This is a genomic window from Alteromonas sp. ABV4_515 (assembly GCF_056160345.1).
This window is the reverse complement of record NZ_JBSWWZ010000005.1, coordinates 198,950-212,898: the sequence shown is the minus strand read 5'-3', so window position 1 is coordinate 212,898 and position 13,949 is coordinate 198,950. Positions and strand designations below refer to the sequence as shown.

General features: G+C 47.5%; 14 protein-coding genes. 4 read left to right on the top strand and 10 right to left on the bottom strand.

Going from position 1 to position 13,949, the window contains the following annotated elements:
• Positions 1 to 55 precede the first annotated feature (55 nt).
• The 4 genes from purB to ACXAGX_RS13160 form a co-directional block, all read right to left on the bottom strand.
• The gene (gene purB, locus ACXAGX_RS13175) at positions 56 to 1,429 is read right to left on the bottom strand and encodes an adenylosuccinate lyase (RefSeq protein ID WP_474819807.1); all 1,374 of its coding nucleotides are present in this window, start codon (positions 1,427 to 1,429) and stop codon (positions 56 to 58) included.
• Positions 1,430 to 1,448: 19 nt separating this feature from the next.
• Entirely contained in the window at positions 1,449 to 2,075 is a 627-nt protein-coding gene (gene hflD / locus ACXAGX_RS13170) for a high frequency lysogenization protein HflD (protein ID WP_474838856.1), read from the bottom strand.
• Complete coding sequence (mnmA, locus tag ACXAGX_RS13165) at positions 2,075 to 3,190, bottom strand: tRNA 2-thiouridine(34) synthase MnmA (protein ID WP_474838854.1); 1,116 nt, start codon at positions 3,188 to 3,190, stop codon at positions 2,075 to 2,077. The genes hflD and mnmA overlap by 1 nt, the downstream gene beginning before the upstream one ends.
• 184 nt (positions 3,191 to 3,374) lie before the next feature.
• Positions 3,375 to 3,917 carry an rRNA large subunit pseudouridine synthase E gene (locus tag ACXAGX_RS13160; protein ID WP_474838852.1) on the bottom strand — a complete coding sequence of 181 codons (543 nt, stop codon included), beginning with the start codon at positions 3,915 to 3,917 and terminating at the stop codon, positions 3,375 to 3,377.
• A 454-nt stretch (positions 3,918 to 4,371) separates the two neighbouring features.
• On the opposite strand from ACXAGX_RS13160, the gene ACXAGX_RS13155 reads away from it, so the two are divergent.
• Positions 4,372 to 6,597, top strand: coding sequence for an NADP-dependent isocitrate dehydrogenase (locus tag ACXAGX_RS13155; RefSeq protein WP_474838850.1), 2,226 nt, complete (start codon positions 4,372 to 4,374; stop codon positions 6,595 to 6,597).
• Between the two features lie 154 nt (positions 6,598 to 6,751).
• On the opposite strand, the gene cspD is transcribed toward ACXAGX_RS13155, so the two are convergent.
• Positions 6,752 to 6,970 carry a cold shock domain-containing protein CspD gene (gene cspD / locus ACXAGX_RS13150; protein ID WP_070124267.1) on the bottom strand — a complete coding sequence of 73 codons (219 nt, stop codon included), beginning with the start codon at positions 6,968 to 6,970 and terminating at the stop codon, positions 6,752 to 6,754.
• A 200-nt stretch (positions 6,971 to 7,170) separates the two neighbouring features.
• Here cspD and clpS point away from each other — a divergent pair, with 200 nt between their 5' ends.
• Together clpS and clpA are read left to right on the top strand one after the other, a co-directional pair.
• The gene (clpS, locus tag ACXAGX_RS13145; RefSeq protein WP_474819826.1) at positions 7,171 to 7,491 is read left to right on the top strand and encodes an ATP-dependent Clp protease adapter ClpS; all 321 of its coding nucleotides are present in this window, start codon (positions 7,171 to 7,173) and stop codon (positions 7,489 to 7,491) included.
• Between the two features lie 24 nt (positions 7,492 to 7,515).
• A complete protein-coding gene (clpA, locus tag ACXAGX_RS13140; RefSeq protein WP_070124263.1) occupies positions 7,516 to 9,792 on the top strand; it encodes an ATP-dependent Clp protease ATP-binding subunit ClpA in 2,277 nt (758 codons plus the stop codon).
• Positions 9,793 to 9,888: 96 nt separating this feature from the next.
• On the opposite strand, the gene infA is transcribed toward clpA, so the two are convergent.
• From infA to trxB, 4 genes are all read right to left on the bottom strand, one after another.
• Entirely contained in the window at positions 9,889 to 10,107 is a 219-nt protein-coding gene (gene infA / locus ACXAGX_RS13135) for a translation initiation factor IF-1 (RefSeq protein WP_070124261.1), read from the bottom strand.
• A 74-nt stretch (positions 10,108 to 10,181) separates the two neighbouring features.
• Positions 10,182 to 10,895 (bottom strand): arginyltransferase, encoded by a 714-nt coding sequence (locus ACXAGX_RS13130; RefSeq protein ID WP_474838848.1) that lies wholly within the window; start codon positions 10,893 to 10,895, stop codon positions 10,182 to 10,184.
• Positions 10,892 to 11,641 carry a leucyl/phenylalanyl-tRNA--protein transferase gene (aat, locus tag ACXAGX_RS13125; protein ID WP_474838846.1) on the bottom strand — a complete coding sequence of 250 codons (750 nt, stop codon included), beginning with the start codon at positions 11,639 to 11,641 and terminating at the stop codon, positions 10,892 to 10,894. The genes ACXAGX_RS13130 and aat overlap by 4 nt, the downstream gene beginning before the upstream one ends.
• A gap of 56 nt (positions 11,642 to 11,697) precedes the next feature.
• Positions 11,698 to 12,663 carry a thioredoxin-disulfide reductase gene (trxB, locus tag ACXAGX_RS13120; protein ID WP_070124257.1) on the bottom strand — a complete coding sequence of 322 codons (966 nt, stop codon included), beginning with the start codon at positions 12,661 to 12,663 and terminating at the stop codon, positions 11,698 to 11,700.
• Positions 12,664 to 12,949: 286 nt separating this feature from the next.
• On the opposite strand from trxB, the gene yfbV reads away from it, so the two are divergent.
• Positions 12,950 to 13,399, top strand: coding sequence for a terminus macrodomain insulation protein YfbV (gene yfbV / locus ACXAGX_RS13115; protein WP_070124255.1), 450 nt, complete (start codon positions 12,950 to 12,952; stop codon positions 13,397 to 13,399).
• 51 nt (positions 13,400 to 13,450) lie between these two features.
• Here the strand turns inward: yfbV and ACXAGX_RS13110 are convergent, their stop codons facing one another.
• The gene (locus ACXAGX_RS13110) at positions 13,451 to 13,945 is read right to left on the bottom strand and encodes a SprT family zinc-dependent metalloprotease (RefSeq protein ID WP_474819849.1); all 495 of its coding nucleotides are present in this window, start codon (positions 13,943 to 13,945) and stop codon (positions 13,451 to 13,453) included.
• Positions 13,946 to 13,949: the final 4 nt, after the last annotated feature.

Genomic DNA, 13,949 nt, shown 5'->3' with positions numbered 1-13,949 from the left:
AGGGCTGCGAAGCAGCCCTTATTACGAAGATTTTTCAGAGTCTACCGCTGAAAATTTATTCAGGCAACTGATCAACCAGGCGGATTGCATCGCCAATGTAGTTGGCCGGAGACAGGGTTTTTAGCTCTGCTTTAACGGCATCAGGTAATTCCAGGCCGTCAATGAACTCGGCAATGACTTCCGCATTCACTTTTTTACCACGAGTCAGTTCTTTCAGCTTCTCGTAAGGCTTCTCGATACCGTAACGGCGCATAACCGTTTGAATTGGCTCCGCCAGCAATTCCCAGTTGTTATCCAGCTCAGCCAGCAGGCTTGCTTCGTTCACTTCCAGCTTGCTGATGCCTTTCAGGGTGGCTTGGTAAGCAATAACCGCATAGCCCACACCTACGCCTAGGTTACGCAGAACCGTGGAGTCGGTGAGGTCACGCTGCCAGCGTGATACAGGCAGTTTGGCAGCCAGATGGTCAAAAATAGCATTCGCCAGACCCAGGTTACCTTCCGAGTTTTCAAAGTCGATAGGATTCACTTTGTGCGGCATGGTAGATGAACCAATCTCACCGGCAATGGTTTTCTGTTTGAAGTGACCCAGCGCAATGTAGCCCCAAACGTCGCGGTCGAAATCCAGAATGATGGTGTTGAAACGGGCGACTGCATCAAACAATTCGGCGATGTAATCGTGTGGCTCGATTTGTGTGGTATACGGGTTCCACGTTAGGCCCAGGCTGGTAACAAAATTTTCTGACAGTACATGCCAGTCGGTATCTGCGTAAGCAGACAAGTGTGCATTGTAGTTACCTACCGCACCATTAATTTTACCCAGCAAGGTAACCGCAGCAATTTGATCACGCTGACGACGAAGGCGCATTGCCACGTTCGCCATTTCTTTACCCATGGTGGTTGGGGAAGCAGGTTGACCGTGTGTGCGGGCCATCATTGGAATGGTTTTGTATTCTTTCGCCAGACGAGTGATTTCACTAATCAGTTTGTCACAGTAAGGCAGCAGCACTGTGTTGCGGGCTTCTGTCAACATCAGACCGTGAGACAGGTTGTTAATGTCTTCTGAGGTACAGGCAAAGTGAATGAACTCGCTGATAGCATTCAGTTCGCTGTTGCTTTCCACTTGCTCTTTCAAGAAGTACTCAACCGCTTTCACATCGTGGTTGGTGGTACGTTCAATTTCTTTGATGCGCATGGCGTCATCAACTGAGAAGTTGGCAACGATATTGTTTAGTAGCGTATGAGACGCTTCACTAAAGGCGGGGACTTCAGCAATTGAAGCTTGCTCTGACAGCATTTGTAGCCATCTTACTTCAACCTGAACACGGTATTTCAATAAGCCGTATTCACTGAAAATGCTGCGCAGCTCGGCACTCTTACTGGCATAGCGGCCATCTACAGGGGAAATTGCGGTTAACTGAGTCAGTTCCACCTTTAGCTCCTAAACTAAACTAGTTGATTAATCTCAGTGCAAGGGTTGCACTGTGTAAAATTTGTTTGCGGCCGAACAGGATTTGGCGTCTGCGCCCACCCATTTGCCGCCACATTACCGCAGCCCGCACACCAGCTAACAACAGTGCACGAACCCGTTGTTGATTGAGCGGACGGCTAAGAAATTCATTGTTACCCGCAACCTGAATTTTCGGGGCCAGCGGACTAATAATATCGGAATAAATACTGGCCAGAGAGGCGATAATCTGGCTGTTGTCGAAATCGACATGGGCTAGCTGCCGCTGAACATGGGAAATACGTTGACTGAGTTCGTTCAGCGCATCTGGCTTTGCTGCCAGCTTTCTTTCCATACTCAGCAGACTAGCAACATAGCGGGTAAGTTCTGCATCTTTATGACTGCTTCGGCCGGAAAGCTGAGACACAATACTTTTATAACCCATTTTCAGGTTACTTAACTGGCCGAACACATGCTGGGGGGATTCCGGATCTGTCACTAAAATACTGGACAAACTGGCCTCACAGGCTTCCGTATCTACTGCACCGGAGCGGGCAACTTTCTGCACCAGTGCTGCGGCCTGGCACACACCGGCCAGGGCAATGTGTTGTTCTATCCTTGGGTCAAGCATCAGCGAATATAGCTCTCTATTATCCCGCCACCTAAGCACACCTCATCGCGATAAAATACCGCAGACTGACCCGGGGTCACTGCTTTTTGCGGTTCGTCGAATAATACTTCGACCTGGTCGTCGTCAATAGGGCGTAATGTGCAGGGAATATCTGTTTGACGATAGCGGGTTTTCACTACTGCACGCACGGTTTCTGTTACCGGTGTGCGGTCTACCCAATGTAATTGCTTGGCAATCAGGCCTTTTGAATACAGTCGAGGATGGTTTGCACCTTGACCAACAATGAGCACGTTCCGTTCAACGTCTTTGTCTACCACATACCAAGGGTCGTCACCGTATTTTGCCAGTCCACCAATGTGTAAGCCTTTGCGCTGACCAAGGGTGTGGTACATCAAACCTTCGTGTTCGCCAATCACTTCACCTTCAGCGGTTTCAATGACACCAGGCTGAGCGGGTAAAAATTTACCCAGAAAATCTTTAAATTTCCGTTCACCAATAAAACAAATACCGGTGGAATCTTTCTTGTCAGCGGTAATTAGGCCCTGTTCTTCCGCAATTTCACGGACTCTGGGCTTTTCCAGTTCGCCAACTGGGAACAGGGTTTTCGCTATATGCTCTTCGCCAAGGGTGTAAAGGAAGTAGCTTTGATCTTTATTGCTGTCGAGTCCTCGCAACATTTGCCAGTGACCGTCTTTATATCGACGCTGCACATAATGTCCGGTAGCAATATAATCAGCACCTAAATCTTCGGCTGCAAACTCAAGGAAAGCTTTAAATTTGATTTCCTTATTACACATGATATCTGGGTTCGGCGTGCGTCCCGCTTTGTATTCTTCAAGGAAATATTCGAATACATTGTCCCAGTATTCTGCTGCGAAATTGATGGTGTGCAATTCCATTCCGAGCTTGTCTGCCACCGCCTGCGCGTCTGCCAGGTCTTCTGCGGCAGCACAGTATTCATCGTTGTCGTCTTCTTCCCAGTTTTTCATGAACAGACCTTCCACCTGATAACCCTGCTGCTGCAACAGATAGGCAGAAACAGAGGAATCCACACCGCCGGACATGCCGACAATGACTTTTTGTTTTGATGGAGAAGGGGTTGAATTTGATGACATACTGACTCTTCGTTAATTTCCAACGTTGCCCGGTTACTCAGGGTCGCGGATTCTACCAGAAACATCTGCAGTTTACACGGCAGATACAGTGCTAATGTGTTCTATCTTGTACCATTTTATGAAAAGCGCCTGGCAGCGGTGGTGGCTAACACTGCTATAAGGATAAACCATCCTGCCGAAACGGTTAGCTAATCTCGATATATTTGCCGTTATCGATACCATCGATGGTCCAGTTTCCGATGCGGTAGCGAATTAAACGAAGGGTAGGGAATCCCACGTTGGCCGTCATTCTCCGCACCTGACGATTTTTGCCTTCGGTAATCGTTATCGATAGCCAACTGGTTGGAATATGCTTACGAAACCTGACGGGAGGGTTACGGGGCCAAAGGTTCGGTTCGTCTATTCTTTTCACTTTAGCGGGTCGGGTCATGCCGTCTTTCAATTCCACGCCACGACAAAGTTGCGCAATGGCGTCGTCGGTAACTTCACCTTCAACCTGTACCCAATAGGTTTTACTGGTTTTGGCTTTAGGATTGGCGAGACGGTGCTGAAGTTTGCCATCGTCTGTGAGCACTAATAGGCCTTCAGAATCACGGTCGAGACGACCGGCTGCATACACGCCCGGTACGGGAATAAAATCTTTCAGGGTTTGTCGGCCTTCCTGGTCGGTGAACTGGGTCAGCACATTGAAGGGTTTATTAAACAGCAGCACTTTTCCTGCAGACATAATGGCACCAGGCAAAAAATAATTGTGCGTATGCTACCGAAAAACCCATGAAATTGCGGCACGGCTTTGCATTATTTCTGATGAAAAAAAACGGATTTGCAAAAATAATTCATAAAATCGGTTAAAAATAGATTGATCTTCACGCTTAAGACAATGGTATGACTTGTAACTCCTACGTCCGACCCTATACTATTGAGCGCGGTAATTTCGGCAGGAGTGGGTGCGTCTGCAAGGCGGACTCGTGATAATGACGATTTGGGTGACATGTTCGTGGGCGAGAGGACATGACACAGTGATCTGTAAATTACAGATATAGACCAGACTGAAAGGTTATTTCAGTATTCGTGATCAGAAACTTACGATATTACCGAGATGCCCTGCATATTATAGCGATTCCACGCGGGGTTAATGGAATAAATCAGGTAGCTCTTTACCGACAACTTTGAGGTATATAATGACCAAAGCTAAGTCGACTATCATCTACACAAAAACAGATGAAGCGCCAATGCTGGCGACTTACTCTTTACTGCCAATCATTGAGAAATTTGCTAAATCTGCTGACATCGACATCGAGTTAAGCGATATTTCACTGGCTGCGCGTATTCTCGCCAACTTCCCGGATTACCTGAACGACGATCAAAAAGTGCCAGACGCACTGACTGACCTGGGTGAAAAAACGCAGGATCCAGAAGCTAACATCATTAAACTGCCTAACATCAGTGCATCTATTCCCCAATTGCGTGCAGCAATTAAAGAATTAAACGCAAAAGGCTATAACGTTCCTCCGTTCCCTGAAGATCCTAAAACGGACGAAGAAAAAGATATTCGTGAACGTTACGGCAAAGTATTGGGCTCAGCGGTTAACCCGGTTCTGCGTGAAGGTAACTCAGACCGTCGTGCACCAACTGCAGTTAAAAACTTCGCGAAGAAGCACCCGCATTCAATGGGTGAGTGGAGCCAGGCTTCACGTTCTCACGTAGCGCACATGCGCGGTGGCGATTTCTACTCAAGCGAGAAATCCACAACGGTTGAGAAAGACGGCTACGTAAGCATTGAATTTACCGGCAAAGACGGTAGCAAGAAAACGCTGAAGCCTCGTGTTGACCTGCTGGCGGGTGAAGTTATCGACGGCATGTTCATGAGCAAGAAAGCCCTGTGCAAATTCTTCGAAGAACAAATCGAAGATGCAAAAGACACAGGTATTCTTTTCTCACTGCACGTAAAAGCGACCATGATGAAGGTGTCTCACCCAATCGTATTCGGTCACTGTGTAAAAGTGTTCTATAAAGAACTGTTCGACAAGTACGAAGACCTGTTCAAAGATCTGGGTGTTAACCCTAACAACGGTCTGGGCAGCGTATACGATAAAATCGCTTCTCTGCCAGAGTCACAGCGCTCCGAAATCGAAAAAGACATCAACGCTTGTTACGCTGACCGTCCGCCTATGGCAATGGTTAACTCTGACAAAGGTATCTCTAACCTGCACGTACCTTCAGACGTAATCGTTGATGCGTCTATGCCTGCTATGATCCGTAACAGCGGTCAGATGTGGGGTCCGGATGGAAAGGCTCACGACACTAAAGCGGTTATCCCTGAGTCAACTTACGCGACCATCTATCAGGAAGCGATTAACTTCTGTAAGACTCACGGTGCGTTTGACCCAACAACTATGGGTACAGTGCCTAACGTTGGCCTGATGGCGCAGAAAGCAGAAGAGTACGGTTCACACGACAAGACGTTTGAATTGGAAGCAGACGGTACTGTACAAATTGTTGATCAGGACGGCACAGTATTGATTGAGCACGATGTTGAAGAAGGCGATATCTGGCGTATGTGTCAGGCGAAAGACGCGCCGATTCAGGATTGGGTTAAACTGGCGGTTACCCGTGCCCGCAACTCTGGCATGCCAGCAGTATTCTGGCTGGATGATGAGCGTGCTCACGATGCACAGCTTATTCAGAAAGTTGAGAAATACCTGAAAGACCACGATACCAACGGTCTGGACATTCAAATCATGTCACCGGTACGTGCGATTCGTTTCTCTATGGAACGTGCAATCCGCGGTCTGGATACCATTTCTGTAACCGGTAACGTACTGCGTGACTACCTGACTGACCTGTTCCCAATTCTGGAACTGGGTACAAGTGCGAAAATGCTGTCTATCGTGCCTCTGATGGCCGGTGGCGGTCTATACGAGACCGGTGCGGGTGGTTCAGCGCCTAAGCACATTCAACAGTTTGTTGAAGAAGGTCACTTACGCTGGGATTCACTGGGTGAGTTCTTGGCATTGGCAGTATCGCTTGAAGAGCTGGCTATTAAGCACAGCAACTCTAAAGCGAAAGCGCTGGCAGTAGCCCTTGATAAAGCCACTGAGAAGCTGCTGAACACGGGTAAGTCGCCAGAGCGTAAGGTTGGCCAGTTGGACAACCGTGGTAGCCACGTATGGCTGGCGCTGTACTGGGCCGAAGCACTGACCGAGCAGACTGAAGATAAAGAACTGGCTGAGCTGTTTAAGCCAACTTTAGAAGCAATGACTGCTAACATCGACAAAATCATTGAAGAAATCGATGCGTCTCAGGGTCAACCACAAGATATCGGTGGTTACTACTTCCCAGACGAAGACAAACTGTACGCAGCCATGTCTCCAAGCAAAACGCTGCAGGAATCTCTGTCTAAGTAAGCGTTTAAGCAAAACCAAAAAACCCGGCTTTCGCCGGGTTTTTTATTTGGTGTGCGGTAAATTGAGAAGGCACCGCAGAAAATGGAGCATAAAAAAGGCTTTCTACCGACTGCCTTATAGCAGTAAAAAGCCCTTTGGAATGCTTTATTGAATTTTAACGTTCAGGTTCTTCTACAACACCAATGTTTTCCGCGTGCAGGCCCTTAGGACCTTGCTGTACATCAAACGTTACTTCCTGGCCTGCTTTCAGAGAACGATATCCTTCCATTTGGATGGTTGAGTAGTGAGCGAAAATATCTTCACCACCATCTTCCGGAACGATAAATCCAAATCCTTTAGCATTGTTAAACCATTTAACTTTACCAACCGCCATACATCGACTTCCTCTTAATCCTTGAACTCATAATACAATGCCCCCACTATAGATGTTGGGAACACGATGGATATTCGCGTCACTCGAATATCCATAGTTAAAACTGTAGATATTTTAACCATTGCATGTCAAGCGTAAATTAAAGATTATTTATTTGCAAAAAAATCAGCTAATCTGCGCTAAGGCACTATTATTGTACTATGAGTAAAGACAACGCGATCAGTATAGACCGAGAAAAAGAACGCTTGGCGGAACGTCAGAAGACGCAGCCGCCTCCGATGTATAAAGTGTTGTTAAACAACGACGATTACACGCCAATGGACTTCGTGGTCGAAGTACTCATGCATTTTTTTAATATGGATGCTGAGAAGGCCAATCAAACTATGCTCACTGTTCACTATCAGGGACGAGCCGTTTGTGGCATATATACTGCAGAGATTGCAGAAACCAAAGTGATGCAGGTCAATCAGTACGCGCGTAAGCATCAACACCCGCTTATGTGCACCATGGAACAGGCATAAGTCTATTAACAGAGGGCGAGCGATATGTTGAATAAAGAGTTAGAGCAAACGCTGAACGAAGCTTTCGTGTTTGCCAGAGAACATCGTCACGAATTCATGACGGTAGAGCATTTGTTGCTGGCACTGATGGATAATTCTGCTGCCCGGGATGCACTCAAGGCTTGTGGTGCAAACATCGAGCAAATCAAAGCTGAACTCATCGAATTCGTCAAAGATACCACGCCGCTCATTATGGACGAGCAAGCTAATGAGCGAGAAACCCAGCCGACTTTAGGCTTCCAGCGCGTACTTCAGCGCGCAGTTTTCCATGTTCAGTCTTCAGGTAAAGACGAAGTGACAGGCGCCAACGTCCTAGTCGCCATTTTCTCAGAACAAGAATCTCAGGCGGTTTACATTCTTAAACGTGCTGACGTAACCCGTTTGGATGTGGTGAACTACATTAGCCATGGCGTAAGCAAAAGCGACGACGAGAGTCCTGCTGGTGCTGAAAACAACGAAGAAATGGCTGAAGGGGAAGAGTCTGGTTCTGCGCTGAGCAAATATTCTACTGATCTGAACCGTCAGGCGAAAGACGGCAAGATCGACCCACTTATCGGTCGCGATGCCGAAGTGGAGCGCACTATTCAAATTCTGTGTCGTCGCCGTAAAAACAACCCGCTGCTGGTGGGTGAGGCCGGTGTGGGTAAAACGGCTATTGCCGAAGGTTTAGCTTACCGCATCGTTAACGAAGACGTGCCGGATGTGATTGCTGAAAGTACGGTGTATTCACTGGACTTAGGTGGTCTGCTTGCGGGTACTAAATACCGTGGCGATTTCGAGAAACGTCTGAAAGCAATTCTTAAAGAACTGAGTAAAGACGAGCACGCTATTTTGTTCATCGATGAAATCCACACCATCATTGGTGCTGGTGCGGCATCCGGTGGTGTCATGGACGCATCTAACCTACTGAAACCCAAACTGAGTTCTGGTGAACTGCGTTGTATCGGTTCCACGACCTACCAGGAATATCAGGGCATTTTTGAAAAGGATAGAGCACTGGCTCGTCGTTTCCAGAAAGTCGACGTGACGGAGCCCTCAGTAAGCGATACGACGAAGATCTTGCTGGGCCTGAAGTCTCGCTATGAAGAGCATCACAGCGTACGCTTTACGCAAAAAGCGTTGCAAGCGGCGGCAGAGCTATCAGCGAAGTATATTAACGAGCGTCATTTGCCTGATAAGGCCATTGACGTGATGGATGAAGCCGGTGCGAGCCAGCGTTTATTGCCTGCATCACGCCGTAAGAAAACCATCAATGTGGCTGACATTGAACAAATCATTGCCAAGATGGCGCGTATACCGGAAAAATCAGTTTCTGCATCAGACCGTCAGGCACTGAAACATCTGGGACGCGACTTGAAAATGGTGGTGTTTGGTCAGGACAAAGCCATTGAAACGCTCACTGACGCGATTCATTTGTCACGTGCCGGTCTCGGCAGTGAAGAAAAGCCAATTGGTAGCTTCCTGTTTGCCGGTCCTACCGGTGTAGGTAAAACCGAGGTGACACAGCAGTTAGCGAAAATCATGGGCGTTGAGCTGGTACGTTTCGATATGTCTGAGTACATGGAACGGCACGCGGTGAGCCGTCTCATTGGTGCGCCTCCGGGTTATGTGGGCTTCGATCAGGGCGGTTTGCTGACTGACGCGGTTATTAAAAATCCGTACTCAGTGGTCTTGCTTGATGAAATCGAGAAAGCGCATAGCGATATCTACAACATCCTGCTGCAGGTAATGGATCACGGTACACTGACAGACAACAACGGGCGTAAAGTGGATTTCCGTAACGTGGTATTGGTGATGACAACCAACGCCGGCGTTCAGGAAACCGTGCGTAAGTCTATCGGCTTTAAGCAACAAGATCATAGCCACGATGCAATGTCGGAAATCAATAAGGTGTTTACACCAGAATTCCGTAACCGCCTCGACGGTATCATCTGGTTTAATCACTTGGGTACCGACGTTATTCTGCAGGTGGTTGATAAGTTCCTGGTGGAACTGGAAGCGCAGCTCGATACCAAAGGCGTGTCGTTTGAAGTAACACCTGCTGCCCGGGCTTATCTGGCAGAGAAGGGTTACGACAAGTCAATGGGGGCTCGTCCAATGTCACGTCTCATCAAAGAGGAAGTGAAGAAAGAGTTAGCTAATGAGTTGTTATTTGGTGAACTCAGTAAAGGCGGCAGTGTGAAAGTTGACCTTGGCGAAGATAAACTGGAGTTTTCTTTCTCTGGTGCCGAAGCGCCTAATGAAGAGGCTGAGTCGAATTAATCGATTCAGCGGTTTCAGTTTTCTTTAAAGAACCAAATAAAAAGCCCGATGAATGTCATCGGGCTTTTTTAATAAGATTCTACAGACTACTGAGTATTATCTTGCACGGTAGACGATACGGCCTTTAGTTAGATCGTATGGCGTCATCTCCACGGTTACTTTGTCACCGGTCAGAATGCGGATATAGTTCTTGCGCATTTTGCCAGAGATGTGGGCAGTCACAACGTGACCGTTCTCAAGTTCAACGCGGAATTGTGTACTAGGAAGTGTGTCAACCACTGTTCCTTCCATTTCGATAGAATCTTCTTTTGCCATGTAAAGCAATTACCTCAGTAAGTCAAAATTTTGCCGCGCAGACATTAACCAATAAAAGCGCGCGTGTAAAGGGCTCAGGCCCTTTTTGAGCTGAATTTCTGCCATTTCATGTCGAACAAGCGCTCGTGAGGCAGAAATTTTGATTTGTAATTCATTTTTGTGCAGTCATCTATTTGATAACCCAAATAGAGATATTGACGATCTTCAGACTGCCCATGCATTATTTGCTGCATGATCATCCATGTACCCATGGAAGCCGCAGCCAGTTCCGGCGCAAAAAATGTGTATAAGGCTGAAAAAGCGCGTTGGTTTTCATCCATGGTGATGTCATCGGTAACGGCGACGGCGACCAGGGTATCGCCGTCCCAGGCTTCAATGAAAACGGGCGGGTTCCATTGGCACAAAATAAAGCTATCAAACTGTTCCCGGCTGGGAGGATACATGCTGCCATCGGTGTGTCGGGCATTAATATAGCGCTCATACAGCGGATAATAGCTCTCTGCCGGGGTTCGGGATAATCGGGTTGTCAGGTGACTGTTACGTTTAAGCACCCGCCGCTGGCTGCGCGATGGAGTAAATTCCGCCACCGGGATACGAATTGACTGACAGGCATCACAGGTAGGGCAGTGGGGACGATAAATTTGATCTCCACTACGCCGGAAACCAGCCTGGATAAGCTGCCCGTAACGATAACTGAGATCTTGCTCAGTGTCTGCGAACACTAACAATTGTTCATTTTTTTGCGGTAAATAACTGCAGGCGAAAGACTGCGTAAGCCCGAACTTCATGGGGTTATATTTCCACCTTGCCAACGGTAACGATATTCGGCAGTAATCCTGCCGTCTCCATCTAGTGTACCATTATGCTTGCGTAAGCGTTCAATAAATGTGCGTCTAGGCAAGGTTTTTGCGCCTAAACTGGCAAGATGTTCAGTAGGTAATTGACAGTCTATAAACGCCAATTGATGTTTTTTCATATGGGTGACAAGGGCATACATCGCCAGCTTAGACGTGTTGGGTTGGCGGTGAAACATCGATTCACCACAAAAAATTTCACCGATAGCGACGCCATAGAGGCCGCCAACGAGATTATTCTGCTCGTCCCATACTTCCACAGAGTGCGCAATGCCGGCTTGATGCAGTTGCTTATACGCGGTAATCATGTCGTCGACGATCCAGGTTTCAGTGGTTGGCGCATCACTATGCGGATTCATGCGCGGTATGCTGGCGCACGCTTGTATCACTTCATCAAACGACTGGTTCAGGGTTACGGTATATTGACGGCGATTTGCCAACTTTTTGAGGCTGCGAGAAAGATGAAAATCTTCCAATTCTATAATGGCTCGTGGATCGGGCGACCACCAAAGAATCGGTTCATCATCGCTGAACCAGGGAAAAATACCGTTAGAGTACGCGTTAAAAAGTCGGGGCGCATCGAGAGAGGCACCATAAGCAAGTAATCCGTTGGGTTCGGTTAGTGCGGTAGATACCGGAGGAAAAGGCGTTTCTACGTTGAGATAGGGAAGTTCAATCATCGGTGGATAAGGTGTAGCAAAAGAGAAATGGGCAGCGCAAGCTGCCCATTTTTGTGTTAACCCTGTTCAGGGCGCATGCCGTCGAGGAATTTCTCGGCATCCAGTGCGGCCATACAACCTGTACCCGCAGAGGTAATTGCCTGGCGGTAGATGTGGTCGCTCACGTCACCGGCAGCAAAAATACCTTCTACTGATGTCTGAGTCGCGTTACCTTGCAATCCACTTTGTACTTTGATGTAGCCATCTTTCATTTCAAGCTGACCTTCAAAGATATCGGTATTCGGCTTGTGGCCGATAGCAATGAACAGACCCATTACATCGATTTCTTCTTTCGCATCGGAGTCGGTGGCGGCAATACGCACTTTCGTTACGCCCATCTCGTCACCGAGTACTTCATCTAACGTGCGGTTGAGGTGCAATACCACATTGCCATTCTCGGCTTTATCCAACAGGCGCTGCTCAAGAATTTTTTCACTGCGGAATGAATCACGACGGTGAATTACGTGTACTTCTGAAGCAATGTTAGACAAATACAGCGCTTCCTCAACGGCTGTGTTACCACCGCCAACAACGGCTACTTTCTGATTACGGTAAAAGAATCCATCGCACGTTGCACACGCAGACACGCCTTTACCTTTAAACGCTTCTTCAGATTCCATGCCCAGATATTTTGCTGATGCACCTGTTGCGATGATCAGGGCGTCACAGGTGTAAGTACCTGAGTCACCGTAAAGGGTAAAAGGACGTTTGCTGAAATCGGTTTTATTAATGTGATCGAAAATAATTTCGGTATTAAATTTTTCAGCATGCTTTTGCATACGCACCATTAAATCCGGACCGGTCAGACCTTCAGGATCGCCGGGCCAGTTCTCAACTTCGGTTGTGGTGGTAAGCTGACCACCTTGCTGAATACCTGTCAGAAGTACAGGTTCAAGGTTTGCTCTGGCTGCATAAACTGCTGCTGAATATCCAGCTGGGCCAGAGCCCAGAATAAGTAGACGGACGTGTCTGCTTTCTGCCATGTTTGTCTCCGTTGCGCAGGGCATAATAGCGCTTATTGCCCTGAAAAAATGATGTTATCTTAATAAGGTCCAATATCGCATATTCAACCTAAATTGAGTATGACTTTTCATTACAACATATGTCTGGGTTGTTACCTGACCTAATTAGTAGGCTATAATAAACCAATCGCAGTGCAATTTAGTATAGAATGCTAATAACCCTGCAACAAAATCCTCGGTTTGCTGTCTTATTCAGCACACCAGCGCCAATGTCAGTGAACGCCGACAACCTGTATGGAGAGTAAGCATGTCACAATCAGTTTTCACGTTACTTCGTGATGGTCAGGATTACATGAATACCTGGCCGGTAAAGCGTGAGCTTTATGCTTTCTTTCCCGAATGCAGAGTGGTGAGCGCGACTAAGCTGGCAATTAAAACCATGCCGCCATTGGCGATTGTCGCCGCAGGCATGATGTTTAACGTGTTAGGCGCAGCCTATCTACCACAAGCACTAGCCATTGGCCTTTTCTTTATTAGTTTGCCTGTTCAGGGTCTACTCTGGCTAGGGCACCGTTCCAATCAGGTGTTACCTCCGCAACTTAAAAGCTGGTACCAAGAGGTACATAGAAAGATGGCGGCGGAAGGCTGTGAATTACAAGCCATGCGCTCACAACCTAAATACCGTGAACTGGCATCAACCCTGAAAACAGCATTCAGCGAATTAGACCGGGTTTTCACCCAGAAGTGGTTCAATTAAAGTCCAGTAAAAGAATAACCGGTGATGTCACCGGTTTTTTTTGGCTATTTTTCAGTGATTCGCGCGAAATCTCAACATCTCACCACAACGGGTACAGCGGTATTGCATGCCTTTGAGCACTTTATTGTGACGCCTAACTGACAGGTTTATCGTTTGACAGCCGCACTGGTAGGGAAAGGTGCGAATGTTTAAGCCGCTCAGATCAAAATTATGGGTGGTGGAGGGCTCACAGTTGAACACTTCGCGCATTATGGCTTGCCATTCATTGCCGTGAGGTTTTACTTTGCCGAATTTCTGCCAGGTGAGAAGATGACTCACTTCATGGGCGATGACTTCTGCAAAGAAGGCGTCTTTGTTTTCTGCTAGTAGCACAGGGTTAAAGTTAACCCTGTTTTGTTGTAAGAAGGCGGTACCGGCGTTTTTACCACTGCGGCGAAAGCTCACATCTGGCAATGGAAAACGACAGTTAAAAAACTGCTCTGCAATATGAACAAGGCGGTGAACTTCGTCAGTCACCGCCTTTTTATCAGATGAAGTAAGTGCCACGGAC

Excerpts from the sequence above, each read along its gene's own strand:
- ACXAGX_RS13160 (WP_474838852.1), bottom strand. The coding sequence starts at position 3,917 with ATGTCTGCAGGAAAAGTGCTGCTGTTTAATAAACCCTTCAATGTGCTG.
- yfbV (WP_070124255.1), top strand. The coding sequence starts at position 12,950 with ATGTCACAATCAGTTTTCACGTTACTTCGTGATGGTCAGGATTACATG.
- ACXAGX_RS13155 (WP_474838850.1), top strand. The coding sequence starts at position 4,372 with ATGACCAAAGCTAAGTCGACTATCATCTACACAAAAACAGATGAAGCG.
- clpA (WP_070124263.1), top strand. The coding sequence starts at position 7,516 with ATGTTGAATAAAGAGTTAGAGCAAACGCTGAACGAAGCTTTCGTGTTT.
- ACXAGX_RS13130 (WP_474838848.1), bottom strand. The coding sequence starts at position 10,895 with ATGAAGTTCGGGCTTACGCAGTCTTTCGCCTGCAGTTATTTACCGCAA.
- cspD (WP_070124267.1), bottom strand. The coding sequence starts at position 6,970 with ATGGCGGTTGGTAAAGTTAAATGGTTTAACAATGCTAAAGGATTTGGA.
- trxB (WP_070124257.1), bottom strand. The coding sequence starts at position 12,663 with ATGGCAGAAAGCAGACACGTCCGTCTACTTATTCTGGGCTCTGGCCCA.
- clpS (WP_474819826.1), top strand. The coding sequence starts at position 7,171 with ATGAGTAAAGACAACGCGATCAGTATAGACCGAGAAAAAGAACGCTTG.
- aat (WP_474838846.1), bottom strand. The coding sequence starts at position 11,641 with ATGATTGAACTTCCCTATCTCAACGTAGAAACGCCTTTTCCTCCGGTA.
- mnmA (WP_474838854.1), bottom strand. The coding sequence starts at position 3,190 with ATGTCATCAAATTCAACCCCTTCTCCATCAAAACAAAAAGTCATTGTC.
- hflD (WP_474838856.1), bottom strand. The coding sequence starts at position 2,075 with ATGCTTGACCCAAGGATAGAACAACACATTGCCCTGGCCGGTGTGTGC.
- infA (WP_070124261.1), bottom strand. The coding sequence starts at position 10,107 with ATGGCAAAAGAAGATTCTATCGAAATGGAAGGAACAGTGGTTGACACA.